This is a genomic window from Bradyrhizobium sp. HKCCYLRH2047, from assembly GCF_051168175.1.
In the GTDB taxonomy this organism is placed as follows: Bacteria; Pseudomonadota; Alphaproteobacteria; order Rhizobiales; family Xanthobacteraceae; genus Bradyrhizobium.
In genome coordinates this window covers 152,617-178,477 of record NZ_JBNPUM010000003.1, presented here as the reverse complement: position 1 = coordinate 178,477, position 25,861 = coordinate 152,617, and the positions used below count along the sequence as shown (strand labels likewise).

Genomic DNA, 25,861 nt, shown 5'->3' with positions numbered 1-25,861 from the left:
CCCCTTGCGAACATGTCCTACACAGCAATCGGCATCCTTCTGATCTGGACGATCGTCCGCCTGACGCTGTCGGCGCGATGGCTGAATGATCTTCGCATCATCCACAACCACATTGCTCCAGACGCTTCAGACATGAAGTACATGATGCCGAGTTATTACAGACGATGGTGGTTGCTGAGATTTCGTTTCTCGGCAATGGACCCGACGAAACTGACGGAGCCCGGTCGTGACCGTCTGAAGACCGCAATATGGAACGAGCGTGCGATATGGGCGTGGTCGGCCATCGGGCTTCTGTTGATCTTGGTGCTCGGCGCGCTGGGCTGAGCATCGTGTCGGAAAACTGCAGGCGGCCGCCTCTGAAGCGAACGGGAGACATCGGCTGAAGGCAGGGCTATCGACCGCGTTCGGCTCTTTCCCGCGATACCAGCCGTCAGGACCAAGTCGTCATCGGTCCTTCACTCCGCGACCGCGCGATACGCCGCCCAGCCGAAGGAGAGCAGCACAAGACGGCCAAACACCGGATTGCCGGCGGCAAAGAATCTCAGAAGAACAGGCAGGCTGCGCAGGGCAAGCCCATAGCTCTGTCGCCCTCGGCTCGGATTTCTGCTGGAGCCGTCGGCTCGAATGCGTGGGCCAAGAATGGATAGCGATGTCCCATCGTCCTGAAACTGCGGAGGAAGTGCGCCGTGGATGACGATCGGCTTCCTGTCATGATCGCATCTACTCAGCTCACGCGAGCCGATGCGCGTCGGCGCCTGGCACCGAGGCTCCACCAGACACCATCAAGCCGGTCGCCGACGGCGCTCTTCCTGAAGACTGGTGTAGGCCGTCTTCTCCCCCGCGCACGCTATGCGCAACGATCCTCATCGCCCCGTCGGAGTCCATGACCGACTGCGCCAGCAGCGCGAATTGGTCCTCGCTGAGATCGTAATACGTCTCGCGGCTCTCCTCCTCGCGTTCCTCCCACCACACCTTGACGACACCGACCTTCGAGAGGAGAGCATCCTTGATGAAGGAATACAGGATCATGAAGCCGGGGTTCTGCTGCATGAAGACGTGATTGACGTAATCGGTCTCCTGCGCCGCGGCGGCCTCGTCCTCCGGACCGACGGGCTCGAACCGCACAACCTCGTCGGATCCGGCGAAGATGTCCATCAAATGCGGCATCAGTCCTTCTACCGTATCGGCGACATCGGTCGAGACCGCCCGCGAGCGCCCCTCCTGCGCCGGCATGTCCTTGCGCATGTTGCCGAGATAATAGTCCATCGCATCGGCGCGCTCTTCCGCCAGCCGTGCGGCGGAGATGGCGGCCAGTGCATCCGCCTTCTCGGCGGCGAGCATCGTCTTGAGGTCGGCGTTCGACATTTTCGGCATGGTCAGAACCGTATCGTTGACATGATGTGAGCGATGAGATGGGCCGACTGGTGCCGGGCACTGGAGAGCGGCATCAACGGGAAGGCGCCAGACGCGATCGCCGCGAGGCCTGCTCGCAGACGCGCCGCAAATCAGCGCGACGGGCCCCATGGCGAGCGCCGACGCCGAGTCCCGGCCCAATCCTCCAAACCAGGCGATGCCTCTCCAAACGCCGGAATCTCGAACGGATAATCCGGCATTGCATTCCCGGTGAGCACACCGCCCGAGCCTGCCGACTCCGGCAACGGCAAGAACGGCTGATAGGGCGAGAGCGGCGCGGTCACATTGCCGGTCGACGCCCAGCTTCCGAAACGATCGTCGAACGATGGCGCTTGATCCCCGACGGGCAATTGATTGGGAGCAGTCCCGGACGGTCCGAGGCTTGCTGTTGGCAGCATCTGATCTGCGCGGCGGGAGCGCAGGATGCGGATGGGAGACTTGACCGGATCGGGGCCGCCTCCACTCGCGGCGAGGTCGGCCGGGTTCGGCGGCTCTCCTGCCCCTCCAGGAAACAGCAGAGACGGCGGTGGGGACCCTGGCTGAAGCGGCTGAGCGCCAGCCGCCTCCGCAGTCCCGCGTCGCGCGAGCTCACGCAGGAGCGGTGATTGTGACGCCGCGGCATCGCTGGTCGCAGGGAACCATCGGCCGAAGCGGTCGTCGAACCAGGCGGGAGCATCATGAGCAGCCGACGGCGCACGCGATCCGACGGGACCGACCCGGTTGTCCGCAGTCACCGGTACGTCCCCCGCGGGACCATCGGCCAGATCAGGCGCGGACCACTCGTCTTTCTCCCAGGCCTTATCCTCGAACGCACGCTTGGCATAGTAAGGCGTCGACTTGATCTGCTTGTTCACATACGTTCGATCGTGTGACAGGCCGTTGTAGAGCGAGTAGATGTTTTCGACGCTGGGATCGTCCAGCCGCTTTGCGATCCCTGCCAGCAGCTTCGCGGTGAGCTCGATGTTGTCTCGCGGGGAGTGAACGTCAGATCCGGGAATGAGCTTCTGCCAACTGGAATCGATGTTGCCTGGCAGAATCGTGCGAGCAATCACGTCATGATCGAGTTGGAACAGCGATCTCACCGCCCGGCCTACAGCCTCGCCCGGATAACCGTATTCGCCGCCTCTCGAGACCTCCGTGTAGATCACGGCTCTCACGAGATCGGGGTTTACCCCATGGCGCCCGGCGGTCTCCTCGATCAACTTATTGTACGTCTTGACTTGCTGAGCACCCCACCGATGGTTCTGCAAAATATTATTTATGGCAGGTCGCTTATCCTTCGGAATGTCGGAGAACTTCTGGCTTTCGAATTCGAACTTGGTATCCGGCACATCATCCAGGAGCGCCCGCTTTCTATCTTCCGCAGTTCGCAAATAGGTCGTCATTCAATTCCCCTGGAAACGTCCATGCATGACTTTGATGAAGAGGCTTGAAACGAGGAGGATGGCATAGAGCGCTGCGGCCACAGTAAGGATCTGGAGTAGATGGGACACGAGGAGGCTCTCCCGCGCCTTCATAAAAAGAGCCAAGAACTGCACCCATCCGCACTCGTCGCAGCGGTAGTAGATGTCGTACCAATAGGTTTCGAGCACCAGATAGAGGTGGACAGGCGGCGCAAGTGCCGCAGGTGCGAACAGTACAAACCACCAATTCAGCCGAGCTGTCAGCTTCACGCCAAACCTTCCTGACACGGCCGCCAGGGCAAGCAGAAGGATCGCAATCAGATAGCCAGTCACGACGACCGCCAGCGCAAGCTGCGGAAGGTTCGAAACAACTGAAAACTGAAGCGGAAACCAAGCGGCGAGAATGAGCGTTACGGAGCCATACTTTAGAAGCTTGAACAGAAGCTGCATGTCGGCCTTCACGAAGTTCGGAGTCAGCGGGCGTGTCAGGAACAAATAAAGAACGCCGACGATTCACGATTGTCAATGACGATCGCGAAGAGTGCGGCACGCAGGACGTCGTGGACCACCGGCTTTCCAGCCCCTACGCCAGCTCTCGGCGCCGTTACCGCCACCCCGCATCCCGATATCGAATGGGACGGTTGAAGCTTGCGGCTCGCCCCGGAGCTTCGTAGCAGACCGCCATCAGTCCGAGCGCATCGGCGGCATGCGACGACCAGTCGTGCTCGGGGCCGAGCCCGACATTGCGTGTCTCGTCCCGGCGCTCGTGATAGAAGCCGAGCGCCTCGCGCCCGGCTTCGGTCGCTGCCTCGTTGAACCAGAGCTGCGGACCGAGTCGTCGCAGTGCCTCGATCCGCATCATCGCCGCACCCGTGCCCTGGTTCTTGAGCGGCGGTTCGACAGCGAAGCCGGCGTCGCGCAGATGGTCGGCATAGCGCTTGCCGGTCACGGCGTTGGTCGCGAGGCCATCATGCGGAAGATAGAGGATCGCGTTCTGATAGCCGCGCGTGCGGAGCCAATTGACGTGGAAGGCGAGGACCTGGCCGACCGCCTCATAATAGTCGAGCACGCGAATTTCGTTGCCGACCCACTGCGCGATCCAGATCGTGAAGGCGTCGGCCGTGGCGCCGGCGCCCCCGATATCCACGAAGGCGCGCAACGGCAGCAGCGGATCCGCCGCCACCCTGCCGATCCGCCCGTCGCGCTTCGCTTGCGCCAGCAGATCGGCGAAATAGGCTCCTTCGAACGCGCGCACGTAGTCGCCCTCCCAAATGTGCTCGTAGCGATCCGGATAGAGCGCAAGGTCGAGCCGCCGCTCTTCCTCCAGCACCGCCGGAAGCCACGGGTTGTCGCGCCAATTCGCCTTGACCACGACCGCCCCATCCGGCTTGCGGCTGCGCAGGAAGTCGTCGACGGCATCCGACTTGCGGCGCGGATTCCAGCTCGCCCACAGCTCCGAGCGCGGCGCGCGGATCGTCGGCCGCAGCAGCGACAGCGAGCGCGCGCTCAGGGTCTGTGCCTCGTCGATCCAGGCGATGCGGAATCCCTCCAGCGACTTGATCGACTCCGCCGTGTGATCCTGCATCCCGCGAAAGATGATGAGCCCATCGCCCGGCGTCGCGATGCGATCGCTGAACGGCCGGAAGCCCTGGCCGAGGCCCAGCGTTGCGATCTTGCCCTCGATCAGCCGCTTCGAGGATTGCGCCAGCGTCCGCTGCGCCTCGCGGATGCAGACCGCGAGCGTACCCCGCTCGGCCTGGCAGGTCTCGACCAGCAGTTCGCCGAAGAAGTGCGACTTGCCTGAGCCGCGCCCGCCGAACGCGCCCTTGTAGCGGGCCGGCGCGAGCAGCGGCTCGAACACTTTCGCGGTGGGAATCTTGAGGGTGGACAATGGTAGGCCTCGCAGCAGTCGGTCTGCAGTTCGGCGCGGTGGATCATCGCGCTCGCGACAGTGCAGGGATCAGATCAAGTTGTCGCCAAGACCCACGCCGCTCAGACAGCATGTTCGGTAAAGGCGCTCCCTAGACAGCCGCGCTCATGTCGCGATGACCATTTTCTTGAGAAGCTCTTTGGGCGATAAGATGCTCGGTGCCCGCGCTCCGTTCCGCAGCAATTGCCATCACTCATCCACCTGCTCCTCATCGTGCTCATCCGGATGCACGATGACCCGCTCGATGCGGTGGATCAGCTCCAGTGCACCGTCCTCACCGTTCTGTAGCGCTTGAGGCGCTTTGCCCCAGCCGCGATCGAGGATGGCATTGGCGGCCGACACGCGGGCCGCATGGGTCGCCTTGGGCGAGCGCATCACACCGACCAGCGTGTTGATCGCCGTCTTGGTGTGGCTGCGCGCCATCGAGCGGATTTCAGTGATCGTCTTCGACATGATCGCTTCCGGAATCTTGCAAAGTGGATTTGGAACGTGGTCACGACAGCGCATCGCCGGCGGCGATCGCGACGAGCCTTACCAGGGCGAGCGAAATCAGATAGACGGTCATCGTCCTGTCCCGATCGGTTGAAAACAGAAAGGCGCGGCGGATCGCGGCCAACGCGATCGCTTCGGGCGCGAACCTTATCCCTCGCGTGAGGGACCGCTGCGGGCACGACGACGATCATCGTGCCCGCGACCACCCCGTTCGCGCGGGACGGTCAACATCCGGATGACTATGAGAGCACACGCTGCCGAACGGCAAAATGAGGTGATCCGGAAGCAGTCGCGCCAGCATCCCCGAACAGGAGCCCACCGCTGTTGGCGGGCTGCGGCCACCGCAATTTCGGAAATTTCGATGCTGACATTTTGTCAGTGATTTGCCCGACGTGTCAAATTTGATCGAAATGCGGCGATCGGGTTTTTCGATTTCGATAACCGCCGCGCGAATTCCTTTCCTGAAACATAAAAAGCCCGCTGCCGACTGATCGGCGCGGGCTCTATGATTTTTTCGACGTTGGCAAAATGCGCCTGATTTGCCCGACGTGTCAAGCGCCCAAATGCGCGCCGATCGTCAGTTCATTTCGCAGCTCGTCGGGCTGAGCCGGAAGGAGGTTTCTTGATGTATGTCGTCGCAGTCGTTCTGGCCGCCTTGTCCGCGCTGTTCTACGCGGCCGCGCAGCATCAGCTCGGATCGGTCGGTGCCGACGTCTGCAGCTACGGCAGCCTGTTCTGCGATAAGCCGCACTACATGATGACGGGTGCGCTGCTCGCGGGCCTCTGGGGCAAGTTCGTCAGCATGCGATAGCAGCGTCGACGATCAGTTCTTGATCGCGTAGAGCGGCGTTCGCACGGTCAGCTGATAGACCGGCTTCGGCGCCCATGCGATCTGCGCCGTGATGCCGAACAGGCGATTGTCGTCGTCATCCATGCGATCGAGATCGAGCCTGACCAGTGGCTGCGTGTAGGCCGCGATCGGCGCGAGGGCGAGCAGCTGCGCACCGCCGAACGACTGCAGCCCGACCCGCGCGGAGACCTTCCAGTTGTTGTCCCACTGATAGAAGCCGCCGACATAGCCGGCGGTAGTATCGCCGATCCGCGCCAGAACCGTGTCGACCTCCGTGTGAGTATATTGGATGCCCGCCAGCCAGCCGCGCATCTCGTCGGGATCGAGCGCGTATTTCGCCTCGACCACCGTATTGAACGACGTTGTCGCCAACGGCGAGTCGGGCACCGACCGCGTCAGCGTCGACTGCAGCGTCAAGGTTGGGAATGCGCCGCCGTTCTGTTGATAGACATCGGCCTGGAAGCCGAGGAACCAGCTCGTCACCGCGACGTCAGACCAACCGGACAGGCCGTTGTAGGACGCGCTGCCGGTGAAGCCGCCATAGAGCGAGAGCGCGTCGCCGAGATCCGCCGTGAGCGGAACGTCGACGCCGACGCCCTGGTTGGTCGGAACCGAGAGCTGCGGGCGTCCCGGCAAGGTTGGCCGGTCGAGCAGCTTGCGCAAGGTTGCGAGCTGGGACAGCGTTCCGAACAGCGAGGTGTCGCCGAGGCCCGTCGACAACGCAGCGCCGGGCAGATAGGCGTAGTTCGTGCGGAAATCGATATAGACGTTCGCAAGACCCGCCGGCTCATCCGCCTCATCGTCCTTGGCAAGGGCACTGCCGCTCATGACCAGTGCCGCGCCCGCGACAAGAGCAGATATCCGCCGCTGCGTCCGACCGCCGCGCAGCCGCCATTCCTCGTGTGCCATGAGACTTCCCCCAGCACCGAAAATACGCCGGTCAAGCGCGATCCTTCAAGTGCTGATCGCGCGAAGCCGACCGGGGTCAGGGGAAAGCTGCCGCGCGTCTCATGCCGACGGCGCCGGCTTCGCGCCTGCCGCTCGCGTGGCCATGACATGGCGCAGCACGCGCGACAGCTCGTCGACCGAGTAAGGCTTCTGGATCAGGCTGAAACCGTGGCGGTCACCGTCAGCGAGGACATGACTGTAACCGCTGTTGAGCACGATCGGGATCATCGGCAACCGCCGGCGGATTTCCTGGCCGAGCGTCACCCCGTCCATGCCGGGCATCACGACGTCGCTGAGCACGAGATCGAAGCTCTCGGGATTCTCGTCGATCATCCGCAGTGCATCCGTTCCGCTGCGCGCAAGCACCGTCCGGTAGCCGAGGTCCTCGAGCAATTGCGTGGAAAATTCGCCGATCTCCGGGTTGTCCTCGACGACCAGCACGCTCCAGCGCGCAGCGAGCTGTTCGGCATCCTGCTCGCTCCGCTCGCGCGGTCCCAGTGGTTTGTCCGTCAGCGGAAGCAACAATGTCAGCGTCGTGCCCTTGCCGAGCTCGCTGTCGACCAGCACCCGTCCGCCGGACTGATGAACGAAGCCGTACACCTGGGACAGACCGAGGCCGGTACCGCGCCCAACGCCCTTGGTGGTGAAAAACGGCTCGAAGATCCGGTCGATCTGATCTGGAGGAATGCCGGATCCGGTGTCGCTGACCGCAATGGAGACGAACGACGACTGCCCGGACTGACCGCCCTCCCGGACGATCTCGCCGCGAATGCTCAGGACGCCCCGCCCCTCCATCGCATCGCGCGCATTGGCGACGAGGTTCACGAGCGCCGTCTCGAACTGATTGATGTCGACGTCGACCGGAAGCGGGCGCAAAGCGAGATCGAGCTCGATCACAGCCGGTGCGCCGAGCACGGTCTGCAGCATCTCCTCGATCCGCTCGATATGAACAGCGGCATCGAAGACGCGGCGCTCCATCGGCGTCCGCCGCGCGAAGGCGAGCAACTGTCCGGTGAGCTTGGCGGCGCGATCCGCCGTGTCCGAGATCGCATCCACGTAGCGCCGCATGCGCTCCGGGGACAGCTGGCGCCGGCGCAACAGGTCGGCCGACGACCGGATCACGGTCAGCAGATTGTTGAAGTCGTGCGCGACGCCGCCGGTGAGCTGGCCGATCGCCTCCATCTTCTGGGCCTGGCGGAACGCCTCCTCCGCCTTGCGCCGTTCGGTCAGCTCGACCGCCTCGGGCACGATGGCGGCCACCTGTCCGGTCTCATCCCGCACCGGCCGCATCTGAAAGTCGAACCAGCGTGAGCCGCCGACCGGCAGTTCGAGCTGCAACTCCTGGCGGGCCCCGTCGCCGCGAGCGACGGCGTCAACCAGGGATCTGATCACCTCGGGCATGCCGGGCGTACCCGCAAACCACGGCGTCTCCCAGAATGGCAGCCCTGCGACCTCGTGCAGCGGCGCAGCGATCGCTTCGAGCGAGGTCGCATTGGCGTCCAGAAGCGTCCCATCGGACGAGAGCAGCGCTTGGAACGTGTAGCTCGCCTCGAAGATCGTCCGCAGCCGCGCCTCCTTGGCCTGCAGCTCCGCGGTACGCTCGGAGACCTGCGTCTCCAGACGCTCGTTCAGCTCACGCAGCGTGATCTCGGCCTCGTGCCGCACCCGCGACAGATCGATGTTGGCGCGCACCCGCGCCAGCAGCTCGCGCGCGCTGAACGGCTTGGTGAGATAGTCGCTCGCCCCGGCATCAAGTCCCTCCACCTTGGCCTCTTCGCCGGCGCGCGCCGACAGCATGACCACAGGAATGTCGCGAAGCTGCGCATCGCCACGCAGCACTCTCAGCAGGCCGAAGCCGTCGAGCCCCGGCATCATAACGTCGGTCAGCACCAGATCGGGGCGGCGCCGTCGGACGGCCTCGAGGGCCGCGATGCCATCGCTGACCGCCTCCACGTCATAATCCTCGCCGAGCAAACGGCGGACGTAGTCGCGCATATCAGGATTGTCGTCCGCGAGCACCACGCGATCACGGGCCGATGCCGTCGCGGAGCGAACTCCGAGGTCATCGGATGACGACGGGTGAGGAAGCTCGAACCGCCCACCGCCGTTCAGCCATCCGAGCGCCTCCTCGATGTAGGCTTCGGCACGCACGTTGGTAACGGCCAGGACACGGGAAGGTCCGATCTGGCCCGCCGGCAGATGCGCCGAGCCTAGCGGAATTCGCACGGTGAAAACCGAGCCGCGGCCGAGTTCGCTGTCTACGGCGATCTCCCCGCCATGAAGCCTCACCAGTTCCTGAACGAGAGCGAGACCGATGCCGCTGCCCTCGAAGGATCGGCCGCGCGCACCTTCGATGCGACGAAACCGTTCGAACAAATGCGGCAGCTCACTGGGCGGGATGCCGGTGCCGGTGTCGCGAACCTCGAGCTCGGCATGATTGCCGTCAGTGGACAAGCCGATCGACACCGCGATTTCACCTTCGAGGGTGAACTTGAACGCATTCGACACCAGATTGAGAACGATCTTCTCCCACAAGTCGCGGTCGACATACACCGGCTCGGACAGGGGCGTGCGGTCGATGGTGAGACGCAGGCCGGCAGGATCCGTCGCCGAGCGGAAGTTGGACACGAGCTCGGCAGTGAAACCCGCAAGATCGATCGGCTCGAAATGCGCGGTCATGCGGCCGGCCTCGATGCGCGAAAAGTCGAGCAGCGTGTTCACGAGCTTCAGCAGACGAATGCCGTTGCGGTGGATCAGGCTGAGGGCGGATCGCGCCTCGGGGGTGAGTTGGGCCTCGGCGCGGCCGAGCAGCTCTTCCAGCGGGCTCAACATCAGCGTCAGTGGCGTACGAAACTCGTGGCTGATGTTGGAAAAGAACGTCGTCTTGGCGCGGTCGATTTCGGCCAGCGCTTCCGCCCGGCGCCGCTCTGCCTGATAGGCCCCGCCGTTGCTGACGGCCGCTGCAATCTGCCCCGCGACGAGGTTCAGGAAGCGGGCATAGCTCTCGTCGTAGAGGCGGAACGGATTGAGACCTGCGACGAGGAAGCCGCCCCGTCCGGCTTCCCCCGACGCGGGCAGCGGAAGCACAACGGCGTGCTGTGGCGGCTGACGCCATCCGCCGGTCGGAAAGCTGAGACCGAACCGCCGCGGAAGGTCACGAACCAGCACCGCATCCTGCAGCTTCAGCGCTTCGGCCAGAGGCCACGTTCCTTCCGGCTGAATTCTCAGCCTCGGCTGAGCAGCGGGATGATCGCGGTCGATGCCGGTCAAGGCCTGCAGTCGCGCCGCCTCGCCGTCCGGGTCGGTCATGTAGATCATCGCGAACGGAAGGTCGCGCGCCTCCCGCGCCAACGCGTCCGCGCAGCTTGCGCAGGCCTGATCGATGCTGCGGGCCCCGGCCCCGGCATTTGCGAGTTCGCGCAGCAACGAGAGCTGGCGCTCGCTGATCACGCGCTGAGTGTCATCGGTGTTGGCGCAGAAGATTCCTCCAGGTGATCCATCGTCGTCCGGAATGGGACTGTAGGAGAACGTGTAGTAGGTCTCCTCGGGAAAGCCGTTGCGCTCCATGATCAGGAGTTGCGCCTCGACATAGGTGCCCTGGTCACCGCCGCCGGCCTTGGCCAGCAACGGACCGATGTCCTCCCAGATCTCGTGCCAGACTGCAGAGATCGGTCGGCCGAGTGCCCACGGATGTTTGCCGCCGATGATGGTCTTGTAAGCATCGTTGTAGAGATAGATCAGCTCCCTTCCCCAACCGATCCAGATCGGCTGTTGGGATGTCAGCATGATCCTGACGGCCGTCTTCAGGCTCTGCGGCCAATGCTCCGGCGGTCCGATCGAGGTGCTCTCCCAATCGAACCGCAACATCAGTCCGGCCAGCTCACTGCCTCCGGAAAAAAGCCTCTCGCGCTCGGCCATGCCGAGCTCCTGATCATGCCCTGTTTGCCGCTCGTCCGGCACGCGCTCCCCCTGGTCGAAATCCGACGTGATCTGGAACGCAGGTACTCTCCTCCGGTTCCGGAGCCGGGAACAAAAAGGGGGCGTGCGACTTCGAGACATACACCGCCGGGGGAGCGCTGCCATGGCCACGACCGTTGCATCTGAACCGAACACACCGAGACGGTCGCCCTGGAGCGTATTCCGGCTGTTGGGTCCAGGTCTCGTGACCGGTGCCGCTGACGACGACCCGTCGGGAATAGCAACGTACTCCCAGGCCGGCGCGCAGTTCGGTTATGGGCTGTTGTGGACGGTCTTTCTGACAGCGCCTTTCATGATCGCGATCCAGCTGGTGAGCGCGCGCATCGGCCGTGTCACCGGCAAAGGGCTGGCGGCCAACATCACCGCGCTTGCGCCACGCGGGATCGTCTTCGGCCTCGTCGCGCTGCTGGTCGGCGCCAACACCTTCAACATCGCAGCCGATATCGCGGCGATGGCGGAGTCGCTGTCGCTGGTGATCGGCGGTCTCAATCATGAGCACGCGCTCATCTTCGCCGCCGGGTCGACGCTGCTCCAGGTATTCCTGCCCTACCGCCGCTACGCACCTTTCATCAAGGTGCTGACCCTCAGCCTGTTCGCCTACGTCGCGACCGCCTTGATGGTCAAAGTGCCCTGGAGCACGGCGCTGCTCGCGGCGGTTTGGCCCAGCCTCTCGACGGAGGCCGACTATCTGCTGACGGTGGTGGCTGTGCTCGGCACCACCATCAGCCCCTACCTGTTCTTCTGGCAGGCCTCGCAGGAGGTCGAGGAGATGAACCAGGGCAAGGTCGACCGTCCCTTGCGCGAGCTGTCGAAGAAGGACCACCCCGACCTCCGCCGGATCAGGATCGACACCACGATCGGCATGATCTTCTCCAACGCGATCGCGTTCTTCATCATCGTGACGACCGCCACGGTGCTGCACGCGCATGGCATCACCAAAATCGACTCGGCGACGCAGGCGGCCGAAGCCCTGCGCCCGCTCGCGGGCGACTTCACCTTCCTGTTGTTCGCGCTCGGCATCATCGGGACCGGCATGCTGGCGATCCCGGTGCTGGCGGGCTCGGCCGCATACGCCGTCGCCGAGATCTTCGGCTGGCACGCGACCCTGGAGGCCAAGCCGGACGAGGCGGTCGGCTTCTACAGCATCATTGCTGCCGCCACGATCATCGGCTTCGGGCTCGGCTTCACCGGCATCGACCCGATCCACATGCTGGTGTGGAGCGCCGTGCTCAACGGCATCGCCGCCGTGCCGATCATGGCGATGATGATGGTGATCGTGTCCAATGCCGGGCTGATGGGCCGCTTCCGCGGACGGTCCTGGCTGATCGCCCTGGGATGGATGGGGACAGGCATCATGGCCATCGCCGTGCTGGCGCTGCTGTGGTCATTCGTCACGGGCCGCGCCTAGCGGCCATCGCATGTCCCTCTGCGTCGGCTGCAACGCAGTTGCACAACGTCATTGGTGCAACGCGGAACGTAAACTGTGTTAACAGTCCGTTCCCGCCATCCCGCCGCGATTGATGCCGATCAACGCCGGGCGCGCGCCGGTATGGCGGTGCTCGAACAAAGGACCTCGGAGACTGCCTTGACCCAGCCGCAACGCATGAGCGCATCGACGCTCCCCCCCTATTCTCCGCGCGGACTCGCGCTGCTGCGCGATCCGCTGCTCAACAAGGGCACCGGCTTCACCGAGCAGGAGCGCGATGCGCTCGGCCTGCGCGGCTTCCTGCCCGCCGGGGTCATGTCGATGCCGGCCCAGGCCGAGCGGATCCTGGTCAATCTTCGCAGCCTGTCCAGCGACCTCGAGAAGTATGTGGCACTGAACGCGCTGCATGACCGCAACGAAGCGCTGTTCTTCCGGGTGGTCTGCGACAACATCGACGAGATCCAGCCGCTGATCTACACGCCGACCGTCGGCCTCGCCTGCCAGAAATACGGTCTGATCTTCCAGCGTCCGCGCGGCCTGTTCATCTCGGCCAACGACCGCGGCCGGATCGCGGAGATCCTCGCCAACTGGCCGTATCGCGCCAGGCTGATCGTCGTCACCGACGGCGAGCGCATCCTGGGTCTCGGCGATCTCGGCGCCAACGGCATGGGCATTCCGGTCGGCAAGCTGTCGCTGTACTCGGCCTGCGCCGGCATCCATCCGGAAGAGTGCCTGCCCGTCATGCTCGATGTCGGCACCAACAACGAAGAGCTTCTGGCCGACCCCTACTACATCGGGCTGCGCCAGAAGCGCCTTACTGGCGAAGCCTATGACGCCTTCGTCGACGAGTTCATGACCGCGGCCCGCGCCGCCTTCCCGGGCGTGCTGATCCAGTTCGAGGATTTCGCCAACCACGCCGCGTTCAAGCTGCTGCACAAATATCGCGACGACGCCTGCGTCTTCAACGACGACATCCAGGGCACCGCGGCGGTGGCGCTCGCCGGCTTGTTTTCGGCGCTGCGCATCACCGGCGGCAAGCTCCGCGATCAGACGGTGCTGTTCCTCGGCGCCGGCGAGGCGGCCACCGGCATCGCGGATCTCGTCGTCTCCGCCATGATGGCCGAGGGCCTGTCCGAAGCAGAGTCGCTGCGGCGCAACTGGCTGACGGACTCGCGCGGCCTCGTCATCAAGGGGCGGGAGAACCTGCACGGCCACAAGCTGCGCTATGCGCACGACCAGGCGCCGATCGCGGACTTCCTGACCGCGATCAGGACGCTGAAGCCGACCGCGATCATCGGCGTGGCGGCCGTCGGCGGCGCCTTCACGCCGGAAGTGCTGCAGGCCATGGCCGAGCTGAACGAGCGCCCCATCATCTTTGCGCTCTCCAACCCGACCTCGAAGGCGGAATGCTCGGCGGAGTCGGCCTATCGCTATACCCAGGGCCGCGCGCTGTTCGCCTGCGGCAGCCCCTACGATCCGGTCAAGCTCGACGGCAAGACCTTCGTGCCGCGTCAGGGCAACAACTCCTACATCTTCCCCGGCGTCGGCCTCGGCGCCATCGCCAGCGGCGCGCGGCTGGTGACCGACGAGATGTTCATGGCCGCCGCGCATACCCTGGCGAACTGCGTCACCGGCGCCGATCTCGAGCAGGGCAGCCTCTACCCGGCGCTGCCGCGCATCCGCGAGGTGTCTGCCCATATCGGCGCCGCGGTGGCCGGCGTTGCCTATCAGAACGGGCTCGCCACGGGCCCCGCGCCGAACGATTTGCTCGGCTTCGTCGAGTCGAAGATGTACGACGCCCGCTACTGAGCCCGAGATCGCGGATGCCTCGGGCTCACCGAGGTCGAGCGAGGAGGCATCCGCTCTATTGATCCGGAACGATCGCATTGGTCGGCGTCGGCCGGTCCGTGATCTGCTGACCGAACAGGCTCGCGATCAGTTCGACCGCGACGCGCGCAGTCTTGCCGCGCTCGTCGAGGAACGGGTTGAGCTCGACGATGTCGACCGAACGGACCAGGCCGGAATCGTGCAGCATCTCCATGATGAGATGCGCCTCGCGATAGGTCGCGCCGCCAGGTACGGTCGTGCCGACGCCGGGGGCCACCTCGGGATCGAGGAAGTCGACATCGAAGCTCACATGCAGGACGCCGTTCCGCGCACGAACCCTGTCGAGGATCCGGCGCATCAGCACGCCGACGCCGAATTCGTCGATGGCGCGCATGTCGGCGATGCTGATACGCCGGAGACGCAGCAGCTCCTTTTCCGCCCTGTCGATCGAGCGGATGCCGAACAGCTCCAGCTGATCCGGGGGGATGGACGCGCGTGCCTCGTCGCCGAGCAGGCCGTCGAGACCCGGCTCGCCGCACAAGAACGCGGCGGACATGCCGTGCATGTTCGCCGTGATCGTGGTGTCCGGCGTGTTGTAGTCGGCATGTGCGTCGAGCCACAGCACGAACAGCTCCCGCCCGATCTCGCGGCAATGGCGCGCGACCCCGTTCACCGACCCCATCGATAGCGAATGGTCGCCGCCGAGAAACACCGGAATGGCGCCGGTCCGGGCCAGGTCATGGCTGCGGCGCGCCAGCACCCGCGACCAGCGCTGGATCTGGCTATAGTGCTTGGCCCTCGCCGGCGGCTCGTCTGCAGACTCCGTCATGTCGGCGATGCCGACATCGCCGTAGTCGGTAACGTCGAGCCCTAGGCTTTCCAGCACGTTGATGAGACCTGCGGTGCGCAGCGCAGCCGGCCCCATCAGCGTGCCGCGGACCGACGCGCCGAGATCGATCGGCGCACCAAGGACGGCAATGCGATGTGGCGCTGTAAGGTCTGGAGAAGCCAAGACGGAATCCTTTCATCGACGGCCGGCCGCCCAGCGTAGCGCGATTTTGCACCGCGTGCTTCGCCGGCGATGCGTCTCGGTCCATGGGAACCAATCGCATCAGACGGCATTTTCAGGAACGTCACATCCGCCCTCGGCCGAATCGCGTCGGCACGGGGGGCCAATCCGACGAGCCGCGGCAGGAAGGCGACCAAAGTGAGCAGCGAAACGTTCGAAACTCCTCCACAGCCGGGCGTCACCGAACGCGCGCTCGACACCGCGACCGACATGTCGCGCACACTCGGGGAGATGGTCGGCACCTTGAGTGCGGCCGTCGACCGGCTCAGCGAAGCGGCAAGGGACGCGCGGCGGCCCGGGACCGCTCTGTCGACCGTCAGCGCGATCACCCGCGAGGCGCCGCTCGCGAGCCTGTTCGTCGCCTTCCTGTTCGGGGTCGCGGTCGCGCGCCGGCGCTGAAGGGTGGCGCTCAGAACAGCCGCGGTCCACGCCGGTCGAGCTGCGACTCCCAGGTCAGGAGCGTGGCGACCATGATCATGATCGCGATCCCCGCGACACTGATCAAAATTTGCATCGCGAACCCGCTCGCCACATCGGTCAGCACGACCTGGCCGAGAAAGGCCAGCAGCACACCCACGCAATAGATCGAGAGCGAGCTCTCACCGCACCTGATCATGGCCGTCGTCAGCGGACGGATCGGCCCCTTCCATTGCGGCGGCGCCAGCCGTGACACCACGAAGGCAAGCGCCAGGAAATGCAACAGCCGCACCGGCGCAAGGTGGCTCTTGTAGATCGGATAGATCAGGCCGCTGATGCCGGACGGGATCAGGCTCTCGAGACTCTTGAACTCCCAGCTGAGCGCCATCAGCAGACTGAAGACGAGATAGCCGATCGCCACGACCAGCAGCATCGGCGAGTCGAGGAGCCGGCGCAGCCGCGTGGTGCCGGCATAGCTGTACCAGGCGCCGATCACGAACAGGAACTGCCAGGCGAACGGATTGAAATACAGCTCGCCGCTCGGCCACGCCGGCACCTGCCAGCTGAACAGCTGAACCATCATGTAGAGCAGGAATGAAAGCACCAGCGTCAGCGTCGCGCTGGTCATCATCAGCCACAGGATGACGGGAAAGCAGAAGTGCAGGATTGCGAACGTCAGCAGGATGTCGGTGTTGACCGGCGCGAATTGCAGCAGCGCCACATGCACCAGCGTGGGCCCGGGCTCGCGGAAGAAGAAGCCGGTGTTGGTCTCGTCGACGAAGCGCGTGCCGCCGCCGATCACCCAGACCAGCGCCGCATAGGCGAGCAGCAGGACCAGGAACGCCGCATAGATCTCCCAGGCACGCCGCAACGCCCGCACCACCGTGGTCGCCCAGCCCTGGTCCCGCAGCGCTCCGCCATAGGCCAGCATGCAGGTGTAGCCGGAGATGAAGACGAACACCTCGGAGGTGTCGCTGAAACCGTAATTGCGCAGCGTCAGCCACGCCAGCGAGTTGTCTGGAACATGATCGATGAAGATGAACCAGAGGGCGAGACCCCGGCACGCGTCGACCCGGAGGTCACGCCGTCCGTTGCCGTTCCCGTTGCCGGCTGCCACGCTATCTGTCTTCGCCAACTCTTGATCATCGGCAAACAAGATGGACCTCGTCTCGGGATGGCGGACCAACATCGACTCCGGCATGTCGTGCCTTAATATCTCCTGCCGGTCATCGATCGGAACTCGAATCCGAAACACGCGTCGTCCGCCCTTCTGGCAGATTTCGGGCCCTCGAACGCGCCCCCCCGTCTGCGTCTTCAGGTTGCCCCGCGCGATTTGCCGATTGTGCACAGCCGATATCCGCACTGGAAAAGTGTGCACGGAAGCCGGGTACCTGCGGAACATTGTCGGCATGGTGGTGTTAACCATCTCACCAACCGCGGAGCTGGCAATTGTTCCAGTCCCGTATTTGCCCGGATTGATTGTAGATTGGTTAGACGTTGACTTTGAGTGGAAGTGTTGACAGGGGGGTTCCGTGATCCACCGAGGTGTCCAATATACGGTCGTGGCGACTGCTGAACCGGACATTTGGGAATGGCGGTACGAGTTTGGCGATCAGATCAAGACCGGACGCACCCAGACCAGACTCGCCGCGCTCGCGGCGCGGCGCGTGAAGTCGAAGATCGATGCGGCCCTCCGTGCGGCCCAGACGGGTTCCGTGTCCACGGTGAACGTCGCCGAACGGATCGACAGGGCGAAGGCTGTATCGCATAGCCTGACCTGACATTCTGTTCCCTGGCAGTCCGGCGAGCGCCGGTCGGCTCATCGTCTGTTGAGACAGATCAAGGCATCGATGCCGGCATTTGTCATATTCAGGCTATGGAAACTCTCGTTTTTCGCTGCTCCCAGACGGGATCGAACGTTCAGATCGGCTTGGCCACACCGGCTCTTGCCGACCAGTTCGACGCCTGTGAGGCGGCCGCATGCCCCGCATGTGGCGGTACGCACCTCGTCAACAGGCTGAGCGGAAAGATGCTGAGCGACAGGGAGGGCTCGACATGTCCTACGTTGCGGAAGAGTTGACGATCACCGCCTCGACCGACGTGTCTCGCCCGACCGATATGTCTTGGCTGCGCCGTGCGACCGCGCTCCTGAAGGCGATCGTCAGCCGGATCGACCTGTCCCACTTTCCCAAATCGTGCTGTAATTGACGTCGAGATTCATCGACGCGCCGCGTGCCTGCGCGGCGGAACGGCCAAGATCGCCCCTCTCCAGGGGCGAAACATTCCTTCATGAGCCGCTCGCCGCCACTTGGGCGAGGTGCGCCACCACCCAACAGACAAAGATCAGGAGTTTCTTGATGCACGCCTCGGTGATGAGAGTTATCGCGATCGCGATCGCGGCTGCGGCATCGACACCGGCCTGGGCCGCCGATCCGGATCACGGCGGAGATCTGGCCCGTCGCTGGTGCGCCTCATGCCACCTCATCGAAGGGACGCAGAAGCAGGCCAGCGCGGACGTTCCCTCCTTCGCCCAGATTGCTAAGAAGACGGATTTCACGCCAGAGAAGGTCGCGTTTTTCCTGCTCGACCCGCATCCAAAGATGCCAAGCTTTCCGCTCAACCGGCTGGAGGCAGCCGACATCGCCGCCTATATCGGCAGCCTGCGAAAATAGGGCTGGGCTCCTTCGCCCGTCTGGTCCGCCCGCGCCCATTCGGCGGCAGCGCTGCCGCCGAGCTCCGTCCATGCAGACCGTCGCTCCTGCGACGGCAAGGCTCGCGGTTCAGCTCTTGGGCTCGGTCGCCTTGCTCGCGGCGGACATGATGCTCGCCGTGATCGTCTTCATGTGTTCACCGGCGTTGGTGAACTGGCTGCGCAGGAACTCGGACTGGATCCGCATCGCCTCCTCGAGCTCAGTGGCGTGAACGAGCTTTCGCGCGTGCTCGAAAGCCGTCTTGATGTTCTGCTCGGTGAGAGTGAGCGCCTGCTTGGACATGTCCGCGGCTGGGCCCGGAACCGTGCCGATCGATTTGCCGGCTGCGTCGAAGAACATCTCGAACGCTTTTTCCGCCTGCGAGATGGTCTTTTCGGCCAGGTCCCGCAGTTCAGCGGGCACTTCGAGTTTGGTTTGGGTCATCGTTGCGTCCTCCACGACAGATCCAACTACCACATCCGACTCCCTGCGTCGCCGTGCAAATGGATGCGGAAAGAGGGCGGCAAGCGCCTGTCAGAGCGCGGCCAGACGTTGGCGCGCGACCTGCAGCGCGCGCTCGATCGAAGCGAGATGACGATCATAGGTCAGCCGCGCGCGCTCGTCCGAAACGAAGCCTGAGAGTTCTCGCGCATGCTGCAGGGCAAGATCGAGGAGGAGGACAGTTCTTCTCACATCTTCCCTGACGCCGAATGCACCGGCTCGCACGTTGTCCGTGTGGACGGCCCCGGCCACCACAACCGCGGCCTTCGCTTGCGCCCTTGCAAAGGCGGCGTGAGGCAAGAGTACTCTCGTGCGAAAGGGAACGATGTTGGTCATTGGCCTTTTCCCACTGCTCTGCAGGGGCGGATCTGCATCGAATTTTCAGCGTTTTACCCGTGGCATTTTACGGAAGCCTTAGAGCGATCGCACACTTCATGGCCGCTCTGGCCGCAACGCGAGCGACGGGATTAACTTGAAGGCAAACGGAGCGGCCTCGACTCCGGCGAAAAGTGTCAGCCGCGGTTGCGGCAAGCGCCGATCAACCCGAAAAGCGACGCCGATACTCCGACGGCGACACACCGAGATGCCGCAGGAACGCCCGCCGCATGCGCTCGTCGTCGCCAAAGCCAGCCCGTTTGGCGATTTCGACCACGTTTTCGACCTGGCGGCTTTCGAGCAGGAGGCGTGCCGTCTCGACCCTGAGCGCCTCGACTCCCTGTGCCGGTGTCATCCCGGTGCGGCTGACATAGGTGCGGGCAAAGGTACGCGGCGTCATGCCGGCTCGCGCGGCCAGCGCCTCGACCCGCAGATCGCTGGCGATGTTCTCGATGATCCAGGCATGCAGCGCACTGAACCGACCCTCGACGTCGGACGCTTGCGCCGCCAGCACGGTCGAAAACTGACTCTGGCCGCCCGGACGCTTTAGGAAGACGACGAGCCGGCGCGCCACGTCGAGTGCGATCGTATGACCGAAATCCTCCTCGATCATCGCCAGCGCGAGATCGATGCCGGCGCTCACGCCTGCGGATGACCAGACCCGGCCGTCCTGCACAAAGATGGCGTCGGGCTCGACCTTCACGTTTGGAAAGCTGTCCTGCAGGCGCGGACAATAGCGCCAATGTGTCGCGGCCCGCCTGCCCTCCAGCGCTCCGACCCAGGCCAGCGCAAAGGCGCCGAGGCAGACGGACGCGATGCGGCGCGCGCCGGGAAGCACCTGGCCGATCCACTGCATCACCGTCTCGTCCTGCCGCAGCTTCCAGATGCCGGGCCCCCCCGGAATCAGCAGCGTATCGACCTCCTCAGGCTTCAGGGATGAGAGTGGCGCAGTGTCGATCATCAGGCCGACATCGGTCGGCACAAGCCCGCCTTCCTTGGACACGTAGCTCAGCACATAGCCCGGCGCCGGCAGCTCGATCTCGCTGAGCTCGGCAAACACCTGTGCCGGGCCGGAGACGTCGAGCAGTGTCACTCCAGGAAAGGCGAAGATCGCCAGCCGCCTTTCGGCACCATCTCGACGCACCGCAGCACGCCGGGGAGAGTTGGCAGAATTCGAGGGCATATTGTCCTTTAAGCCATCGGAGCCCCGCCTGTATAGCTTGACCTTGCAGTGCTGGAGTTCACGCGATGTCGCGCAACCTGGACGGCCGATACAAGACGGTCGCCTCGCCCTGGGACGACTACACCGTCTACAGCTTCTCCGATGCGTCGGAGATCCAGCAGCCTGATCGGCAGCCGATCATGGATGCGATGAATTCGATCATTGCCATTAACTGGAAAGCAATCGAACCCCACTGGACCGCGACCTCGTCGCCATTCGACAGCAAATACAGCCTCGTTCTGGTCTACGATCACATCGGACTGGTCGCGTTCTCGGTCTATCGCGTGATGACGATCGCGCAGCGGCTGGCCATCTACCGCAGTGGGACCGAAGTACTACCCGCACATCAGGGCCGTGGCCTGTATGGGTTCTTTACGTCGCAGATCCTCAAGCATCCTGGGTCGGCCACGCCCGGCGAGGAAATTCTGTACGGATGGCGAACGCGCAACCCGATCGTGTGGGCGGCCAACGCCAAGATTTGCGAGAGAGTCGCGCCGTCGCTGCTCGACGAGTCCGCGGATGCCGAGCTGCAGGCCGCCTGCGTCGAGATGTGTGCGACGATCTATCCGGGCAAGCAGCTCGAGGTGCCCCACATGATCATGCGTGGCGCCTATGGACACATCCAGCACATCAGGCAGGACTATCACGGCAGGGCCTCGCTGGTTGAGACCGCGATGTCGCGGATCATCCCGGATTCCGCCGACGCCCTGTTCTCCGTCGGCTACGCGAGGGTGTGATGGCGGCGCTTGGACAACAGGCGGTCGCGTCCTCTCCGCTCCGGTTCTTCGATCGCGCCTATGTCGCGTGGGGAACGGTCGCGTTCGCCTACGCCATCGCCTTCCTGCAGCGAATGTCGCCGCAGACCGTAGGCCTCGACTTCATGCGCGACTTCGGCACCGACGCCTCCGGCGTCGCGATGCTCGCCTCCAGCTACTTCTGGGGCTACACCTTGATGCAGATTCCCGCGGGCGTTCTGGTCGACCGCTACGGCGTGAAGCGCGTCGTGCTGTGCAGCATGACGGCGTCCGTGCTCGGCAGTGCCGCCTTCGCCCTGTCGCCCACCCTGCTCGACGTCTTCATCGCGCGCGTGGTCGTGGCCTGCGGCGATGCGCTGGTGTTCACGGCGCTGCTGAAGCTCGTCGCGCAGAGCTTTTCCGACCAGCGTTTCGGCCTGATGTCCGGCGTCTCCCAGGTATCGGGCTATGTCGGCGGCGTCCTCGCCACGACTCCGCTCGCGGCTGCTGTCAGCGGCTTCGGCTGGCGCGCCTGTTTTCTCTTCATCGCCTGCGTCGGCGTCGTCAACTTCGCCTGCGCGTCCGCGACCCTGAAATCCGCACCGGCGAACTATACCAGTAGGACGCTGAAGAGCGTCCTGATCACGAGCTGGCATGCGCTCGGGTCGGCCGCGACCTGGGGCTGCGCCATGAGCTTCGCTGCGCATTTCGCGGTCGTGACCACGCTCGCCGGGGTATGGGGCATCCCGATGGTCGCGCATTATTTCGGCATCTCGCCTTCGGCGGCCGGCGGCCCCCTGCTCGCTTTCATGGTCGGCAACGCCATCGGATCGATCTTTCTTGGCCATGCCGCGGACCGGATGCAGTCGCTCAATGCAGCTCTGATCTCCATCACCTTGCTGCGCATGCTGCTCGTCGTGATGCTGTTGCCGGCACTGGCGCACAGCTTCGGCTTCTTCTATGTCGGCGCGGTGTTCGCCCTGCTCGGCCTGGTGGCCGGGGGCACCGTGCCGCTGATCCTGAAAAGCACCAAGCATCTCTACACGGCGGAGCGCATCGGCGTCGGCGCATCGATCAATACGACGGCCGCCGGCATTTTTGCCGGACTGGCTCAGCCGGTGATCGCCTTTGCCATGGTGAGTGCGAGCGGCCTCACCCCCGACATCGGATCAAGCCTGCGCAGTGCTGCCAGCGATTCCGGCTACGCAGCCCTGATCGAGATTCTTCTCCTGATGTCGCTTCCTGGACTGCTTGGGCCGCTGATGATGAGGCGCAAATTGATACTTCGTACTTAAGCATAAAAAACAGAGAGGGTCAGTATGTCGCGTTTGTATTTGAGAAGGGACGAAGTCCGATCCGGCCATCAGGCCGGCAGCTGGCAGAGCGTCCTGTTTTCGGAATTCGAGGCTCAGATGAGCAGCGAAGCAAGACCCTTTCCGTGCGTATACGGCGTCGCGGGCTATCGTCACGATCAGCTTCGCTATCTGTTTCTCGACCCCATCGACATCGATGTGCTCGGCCAGCAGCTCGCCTTGTTCGTCTCCGAGAGCCGCTCGCACGGGCCCAACACCTCGCTGGTCCTGTTCACCCGCCCGCGCCCGGTTCAGACCATCGACTCCTACTACAAGAAGTTCTGGAAGATCCTCGATCAGTTGGCCCGCGTCGACAGCCAGCCGTGGCCGGCCGAAATTCCCGAGACCGTCGATCATCCGATGTGGGAGTTCTCGTTTGCCGGAGAGCCGATCTTCGTGGTCTGCAGCACACCCGCGCATGTGATGCGGCAAAGCCGTCGCTCGAGCGCATTCATGCTGACCTTCCAACCGCGCTGGGTGTTCGAACGGATGCTCGGCACCGATGAGGCCGCCGCCAAGGCCTTCGGCGAGGTGCGCAAACGGCTGGTCCCGTTCGACACGACGGCGCCGTCGCCCCAGCTCGGACGCTACGGCAATCCGGAGGGCCGGGAGTTCAAGCAGTATTTCCTCTACGACGACAACCAGCCGCCGCCGGCCTGTCCCTTCCACAAGCTGGCGCAGACCAAGCCATCGTCCATCGCAGACAAGGAGCAGGCCGCATGACCCAGATCATCGCTGGAACGAAGACCAGCTTTGCGATCGATCCCGACATCCTGGCGCTGTTGCCGACGCAGGGCTGCATCGAGCTGCAGCACGATGCGGCCGGCAAGGTTCACGCCTTTCATACCCACCCGGTCGACGAAATCCTCGTCGTGATCCGGGGACGGCTCACGTTTCGTTGGGAAGGCGGCGAGCGCATCTGCACGGCCGGCGACAAGATTCTGCTGCCGGCCGGGACGCTGCACGAATCGGAAGCGCTGGATGATGCAATCTACGCGATCGCGACGCGACCGCCCGCAACCATTGCATGCAATCGGGAGGGATGAGCTCAGGACAGAGGGCGATCGGTCTCCGAAAGGGACTCCGCGGTCAACCGCTCAACCATCTCGATCACCTCGATGCGCTGGCCCGGAGCCAGCTTCAGGAATGCCTTCAGCAGACGAAGGCTTTCCACGGCTTCGCTCGATGGGGCTCCGAGCTTCGTGTGCAGCTCCGCGATGAATGTTGAATTCTTCATCTCGCACCTTTGGCAGGAAACAGTAATGCCAGTCCTTAGCAAACGTGAAGGCCTTGCACGCAAGGTAGATACTGCAGCAATCGAGGCTGAAAGTCTTGGTCTGACGACTGCGACCCTGATCCTCAGGATGGCCCGCCTGGAAATCGACCGTGCGGAACCCGAAGAGGTTGAAAGTATGCCAGCGAACAACTCTTGCAGCAAGCCGAACTGACCGGTTGGTTGATTTCGGCGTCACAATTTGAGCCTTCTGGCAGTTTCTGGCTGACGATACCAGTGGAAACGGTCGTTTACCGAACGAGGCGGGGGGATTACGGAAGCGGTAAGCTTGTCCTCCACATTAGAGGTCTTCTATAGTTTGCTTGGGGGAAGAATGGGTTGCGGATCCTGTCCGGGATCCGTGCCCACTCCCGCGACACAGCGGCTGCAGGAAGACCATGCGCACTTATTATTTCGATATGAAGGATGGCATTCCGACCAGAGACCGGACCGGCCTGGAATTTGCGACGAGTGCAGGGGCGATCGAGCACAGCCGGGATTTGGCCCGGCGCCTCCGGCACGACCCGCGCATCACCGACCGCAGGCTGTCCATCGTCGTCGTCGACGAATCTGGCGCGGAGGTTCACCGCGAGCCGGTTTATCCGGCCGCAGTGAAAGCTAGCCTGTCCTGATTTTTTCATAGGCGTGCCAGCAGTGACTGCGCGCCGACTGCTTTTTCTACTTTTCGTAGAGGATACGAAAAGCCGAACAACTCTTGAGTGTGCACATCGGGCGCGCGATCGGGCCGCTTCGGCATCAAGAGCCCCCTGAGTGCCAGACGCCCCGCCGATCGACTCGACCGGCTCTCCCTTTCCTCGGCCTCCAACGCACGCCGCCGCTGCACCACCGAGGGCCTATTGCTGCTTCTCCCAGAACGAGAGCAGGCCCTGGGAGGCCGAACCGCCGATCACGCACGGGATGCCGACGGCGACCTGCCCCAGCGCTGCCGCCGAGACACAACCGAGCGCAAGGGCGCCGACGCCGAGCTGTCCCCAGAAATCCATGTTGCGCCGGGCATCCGAGCCCTTGGTCTTCAGCTCCTCGACGGCGGCGACGGCATCCTTGCGGACGGCGCCGAGCTGCACCGTATCGGCGGCCTCGACCACCTCCCTGAGCGGCTCCTTGACCGGTCCCGACTGCCGCGCCAGTTCCTCCCGGAGATAGTCGCGCAGGCTGGCATCGCGCACCGAGTAGCTGGCAAGCGTATAGCGCGCCATGCTGCCGATCGTCAGCTTGTCGACCGTGTCGCGGCTCTTCGACCAAGGCAGCATCTGGACGATACGCTGGATCGGTACGCGCGAGCCGGTTGCGAAGTAATAGCCCCAGAGGATGTCGAGCAGATCCTGGTGGGTCGCGTAGCTGAGCCGCGTGTCGAGCTTGCGTTCCTCCTTCTTGAACGGATTCTGCGTCAATGCGCCACGCAGCTTGTCCATCACGCCAGGCTTCGTTTCCTCCAATGGGATGTCCATCAAGGTCGGCTGTGCGCCGCTGAGATAGCCGTCGATCATCACGCGGCGGCCCGGCATCTTCGGCGCCACCCTGCGCATGAGATTGCGCCAGTCAGGCAGACCTGAATAAGCGATGGCTCGCACGACCACCCACTCCTCCTCGGGAGGCACGGGAAAGAAGCTGTTGACGAGTTGTTCGGCCTTGGCGGGATTGGAGCCGATCGCCCCCGCGATGAAGCCGAGATAGATGCCCGCGTTCTCCGGCTCCTTGAACGTCTGTGAATGGAATAGCACCCGGACCGCCGCCGGCACATGGGCGTAGTCGGGTTTGGTGCGATAGTTGTAGATCCAGTTCTGGACGACACCGAGCGACGCGCGTGGGTCGATCTCCGGGACGACCGCAGCAGCAAGAGCTGATTGAACGAAAGTGCAAGCGATGAGGGCCAAGGCGATCGCGCGCATGGTCTGCTCCCGACAAACGTTCGCCGCATCAGCATCTGCTGGCGCGTACGG

Annotated in this window: 29 protein-coding genes; 14 read left to right on the top strand and 15 right to left on the bottom strand. The window is 63.9% G+C overall.

Going from position 1 to position 25,861, the window contains the following annotated elements; translation table 11 throughout:
- The first annotated feature begins 12 nt into the window (after positions 1–12).
- On the top strand, positions 13–324 hold the full coding sequence (locus ACQR1D_RS08170; RefSeq protein ID WP_316216949.1) for a hypothetical protein: 312 nt from the start codon (positions 13–15) through the stop codon (positions 322–324).
- Between the two features lie 405 nt (positions 325–729).
- Here the strand turns inward: ACQR1D_RS08170 and ACQR1D_RS08165 are convergent, their stop codons facing one another.
- The 6 genes from ACQR1D_RS08165 to ACQR1D_RS08140 all read right to left on the bottom strand — a co-directional run bounded on the left by ACQR1D_RS08165 (position 730) and on the right by ACQR1D_RS08140 (position 5,362).
- Entirely contained in the window at positions 730–1,374 is a 645-nt protein-coding gene (locus tag ACQR1D_RS08165; protein WP_316216950.1) for a portal protein, read from the bottom strand.
- 131 nt (positions 1,375–1,505) lie between these two features.
- Complete coding sequence (locus tag ACQR1D_RS08160) at positions 1,506–2,798, bottom strand: hypothetical protein (protein ID WP_434893849.1); 1,293 nt, start codon at positions 2,796–2,798, stop codon at positions 1,506–1,508.
- Positions 2,799–3,266, bottom strand: coding sequence for a hypothetical protein (locus tag ACQR1D_RS08155; protein ID WP_316216952.1), 468 nt, complete (start codon positions 3,264–3,266; stop codon positions 2,799–2,801).
- Positions 3,267–3,420: 154 nt separating this feature from the next.
- Positions 3,421–4,707 (bottom strand): PBSX family phage terminase large subunit, encoded by a 1,287-nt coding sequence (locus tag ACQR1D_RS08150; protein WP_434893850.1) that lies wholly within the window; start codon positions 4,705–4,707, stop codon positions 3,421–3,423.
- A 228-nt stretch (positions 4,708–4,935) separates the two neighbouring features.
- Positions 4,936–5,199 (bottom strand): hypothetical protein, encoded by a 264-nt coding sequence (locus tag ACQR1D_RS08145; RefSeq protein WP_316216954.1) that lies wholly within the window; start codon positions 5,197–5,199, stop codon positions 4,936–4,938.
- A 40-nt stretch (positions 5,200–5,239) separates the two neighbouring features.
- Positions 5,240–5,362 carry a hypothetical protein gene (locus tag ACQR1D_RS08140; protein ID WP_315803599.1) on the bottom strand — a complete coding sequence of 41 codons (123 nt, stop codon included), beginning with the start codon at positions 5,360–5,362 and terminating at the stop codon, positions 5,240–5,242.
- A gap of 501 nt (positions 5,363–5,863) precedes the next feature.
- Here ACQR1D_RS08140 and ACQR1D_RS08135 point away from each other — a divergent pair.
- Entirely contained in the window at positions 5,864–6,049 is a 186-nt protein-coding gene (locus ACQR1D_RS08135; RefSeq protein WP_315803600.1) for a hypothetical protein, read from the top strand.
- Between the two features lie 12 nt (positions 6,050–6,061).
- On the opposite strand, the gene ACQR1D_RS08130 is transcribed toward ACQR1D_RS08135, so the two are convergent.
- Both ACQR1D_RS08130 and ACQR1D_RS08125 read right to left on the bottom strand, forming a co-directional pair.
- Positions 6,062–6,997 carry a hypothetical protein gene (locus ACQR1D_RS08130; RefSeq protein ID WP_434893851.1) on the bottom strand — a complete coding sequence of 312 codons (936 nt, stop codon included), beginning with the start codon at positions 6,995–6,997 and terminating at the stop codon, positions 6,062–6,064.
- A 99-nt stretch (positions 6,998–7,096) separates the two neighbouring features.
- Positions 7,097–10,954, bottom strand: a complete 3,858-nt coding sequence (locus ACQR1D_RS08125; RefSeq protein WP_434893852.1) for an ATP-binding protein — start codon at positions 10,952–10,954, stop codon at positions 7,097–7,099.
- 163 nt (positions 10,955–11,117) lie between these two features.
- On the opposite strand from ACQR1D_RS08125, the gene ACQR1D_RS08120 reads away from it, so the two are divergent.
- The gene (locus ACQR1D_RS08120; RefSeq protein WP_315803603.1) at positions 11,118–12,422 is read left to right on the top strand and encodes an NRAMP family divalent metal transporter; all 1,305 of its coding nucleotides are present in this window, start codon (positions 11,118–11,120) and stop codon (positions 12,420–12,422) included.
- A gap of 195 nt (positions 12,423–12,617) precedes the next feature.
- Entirely contained in the window at positions 12,618–14,249 is a 1,632-nt protein-coding gene (locus ACQR1D_RS08115) for an NAD-dependent malic enzyme (RefSeq protein ID WP_315803793.1), read from the top strand.
- Positions 14,250–14,304: 55 nt separating this feature from the next.
- Here ACQR1D_RS08115 and rocF read toward each other — a convergent pair whose 3' ends face one another.
- On the bottom strand, positions 14,305–15,279 hold the full coding sequence (gene rocF, locus ACQR1D_RS08110) for an arginase (RefSeq protein WP_434893853.1): 975 nt from the start codon (positions 15,277–15,279) through the stop codon (positions 14,305–14,307).
- Positions 15,280–15,474: 195 nt separating this feature from the next.
- On the opposite strand from rocF, the gene ACQR1D_RS08105 reads away from it, so the two are divergent.
- Complete coding sequence (locus ACQR1D_RS08105; RefSeq protein WP_434837755.1) at positions 15,475–15,735, top strand: hypothetical protein; 261 nt, start codon at positions 15,475–15,477, stop codon at positions 15,733–15,735.
- Positions 15,736–15,745: 10 nt separating this feature from the next.
- On the opposite strand, the gene ACQR1D_RS08100 is transcribed toward ACQR1D_RS08105, so the two are convergent.
- A complete protein-coding gene (locus ACQR1D_RS08100; RefSeq protein ID WP_410051950.1) occupies positions 15,746–16,942 on the bottom strand; it encodes an OpgC domain-containing protein in 1,197 nt (398 codons plus the stop codon).
- Between the two features lie 343 nt (positions 16,943–17,285).
- Here ACQR1D_RS08100 and ACQR1D_RS08095 point away from each other — a divergent pair, with 343 nt between their 5' ends.
- The 3 genes from ACQR1D_RS08095 (at position 17,286) to ACQR1D_RS08085 (ending at position 18,425) form a co-directional block, all read left to right on the top strand.
- Positions 17,286–17,534 carry a hypothetical protein gene (locus ACQR1D_RS08095; RefSeq protein WP_315803607.1) on the top strand — a complete coding sequence of 83 codons (249 nt, stop codon included), beginning with the start codon at positions 17,286–17,288 and terminating at the stop codon, positions 17,532–17,534.
- 274 nt (positions 17,535–17,808) lie between these two features.
- Complete coding sequence (locus ACQR1D_RS08090; RefSeq protein ID WP_316216958.1) at positions 17,809–17,961, top strand: hypothetical protein; 153 nt, start codon at positions 17,809–17,811, stop codon at positions 17,959–17,961.
- A gap of 149 nt (positions 17,962–18,110) precedes the next feature.
- The gene (locus ACQR1D_RS08085; RefSeq protein WP_315803609.1) at positions 18,111–18,425 is read left to right on the top strand and encodes a c-type cytochrome; all 315 of its coding nucleotides are present in this window, start codon (positions 18,111–18,113) and stop codon (positions 18,423–18,425) included.
- Positions 18,426–18,533: 108 nt separating this feature from the next.
- On the opposite strand, the gene ACQR1D_RS08080 is transcribed toward ACQR1D_RS08085, so the two are convergent.
- The 3 genes from ACQR1D_RS08080 to ACQR1D_RS08070 all read right to left on the bottom strand — a co-directional run bounded on the left by ACQR1D_RS08080 (position 18,534) and on the right by ACQR1D_RS08070 (position 20,502).
- Positions 18,534–18,887, bottom strand: a complete 354-nt coding sequence (locus tag ACQR1D_RS08080; protein WP_315713636.1) for a phasin — start codon at positions 18,885–18,887, stop codon at positions 18,534–18,536.
- Positions 18,888–18,977: 90 nt separating this feature from the next.
- Positions 18,978–19,280 (bottom strand): hypothetical protein, encoded by a 303-nt coding sequence (locus ACQR1D_RS08075; protein WP_434837754.1) that lies wholly within the window; start codon positions 19,278–19,280, stop codon positions 18,978–18,980.
- Between the two features lie 202 nt (positions 19,281–19,482).
- Positions 19,483–20,502 (bottom strand): GlxA family transcriptional regulator, encoded by a 1,020-nt coding sequence (locus ACQR1D_RS08070; RefSeq protein ID WP_315803611.1) that lies wholly within the window; start codon positions 20,500–20,502, stop codon positions 19,483–19,485.
- A gap of 65 nt (positions 20,503–20,567) precedes the next feature.
- Here ACQR1D_RS08070 and ACQR1D_RS08065 point away from each other — a divergent pair, with 65 nt between their 5' ends.
- The 4 genes from ACQR1D_RS08065 (at position 20,568) to ACQR1D_RS08050 (ending at position 23,673) form a co-directional block, all read left to right on the top strand.
- Complete coding sequence (locus ACQR1D_RS08065; protein WP_315803612.1) at positions 20,568–21,278, top strand: hypothetical protein; 711 nt, start codon at positions 20,568–20,570, stop codon at positions 21,276–21,278.
- Entirely contained in the window at positions 21,278–22,570 is a 1,293-nt protein-coding gene (locus ACQR1D_RS08060) for an MFS transporter (protein WP_434837753.1), read from the top strand. The genes ACQR1D_RS08065 and ACQR1D_RS08060 overlap by 1 nt, the downstream gene beginning before the upstream one ends.
- Positions 22,571–22,687: 117 nt before the next feature.
- Complete coding sequence (locus ACQR1D_RS08055) at positions 22,688–23,350, top strand: YqcI/YcgG family protein (RefSeq protein WP_315803614.1); 663 nt, start codon at positions 22,688–22,690, stop codon at positions 23,348–23,350.
- Positions 23,347–23,673, top strand: a complete 327-nt coding sequence (locus tag ACQR1D_RS08050; RefSeq protein WP_315803615.1) for a cupin domain-containing protein — start codon at positions 23,347–23,349, stop codon at positions 23,671–23,673. The genes ACQR1D_RS08055 and ACQR1D_RS08050 overlap by 4 nt, the downstream gene beginning before the upstream one ends.
- A 2-nt stretch (positions 23,674–23,675) precedes the next feature.
- Here ACQR1D_RS08050 and ACQR1D_RS08045 read toward each other — a convergent pair whose 3' ends face one another.
- Complete coding sequence (locus ACQR1D_RS08045; RefSeq protein ID WP_315712988.1) at positions 23,676–23,864, bottom strand: hypothetical protein; 189 nt, start codon at positions 23,862–23,864, stop codon at positions 23,676–23,678.
- Here ACQR1D_RS08045 and ACQR1D_RS08040 point away from each other — a divergent pair.
- Both ACQR1D_RS08040 and ACQR1D_RS08035 read left to right on the top strand, forming a co-directional pair.
- Complete coding sequence (locus tag ACQR1D_RS08040) at positions 23,845–24,075, top strand: hypothetical protein (protein ID WP_315803616.1); 231 nt, start codon at positions 23,845–23,847, stop codon at positions 24,073–24,075. The genes ACQR1D_RS08045 and ACQR1D_RS08040 overlap by 20 nt on opposite strands.
- A gap of 223 nt (positions 24,076–24,298) precedes the next feature.
- Positions 24,299–24,532 (top strand): DUF6894 family protein, encoded by a 234-nt coding sequence (locus tag ACQR1D_RS08035; RefSeq protein ID WP_315712992.1) that lies wholly within the window; start codon positions 24,299–24,301, stop codon positions 24,530–24,532.
- 222 nt (positions 24,533–24,754) lie between these two features.
- Here the strand turns inward: ACQR1D_RS08035 and ACQR1D_RS08030 are convergent, their stop codons facing one another.
- The gene (locus tag ACQR1D_RS08030; RefSeq protein WP_315803617.1) at positions 24,755–25,810 is read right to left on the bottom strand and encodes a hypothetical protein; all 1,056 of its coding nucleotides are present in this window, start codon (positions 25,808–25,810) and stop codon (positions 24,755–24,757) included.
- Between the last annotated feature and the right edge of the window lie 51 nt (positions 25,811–25,861).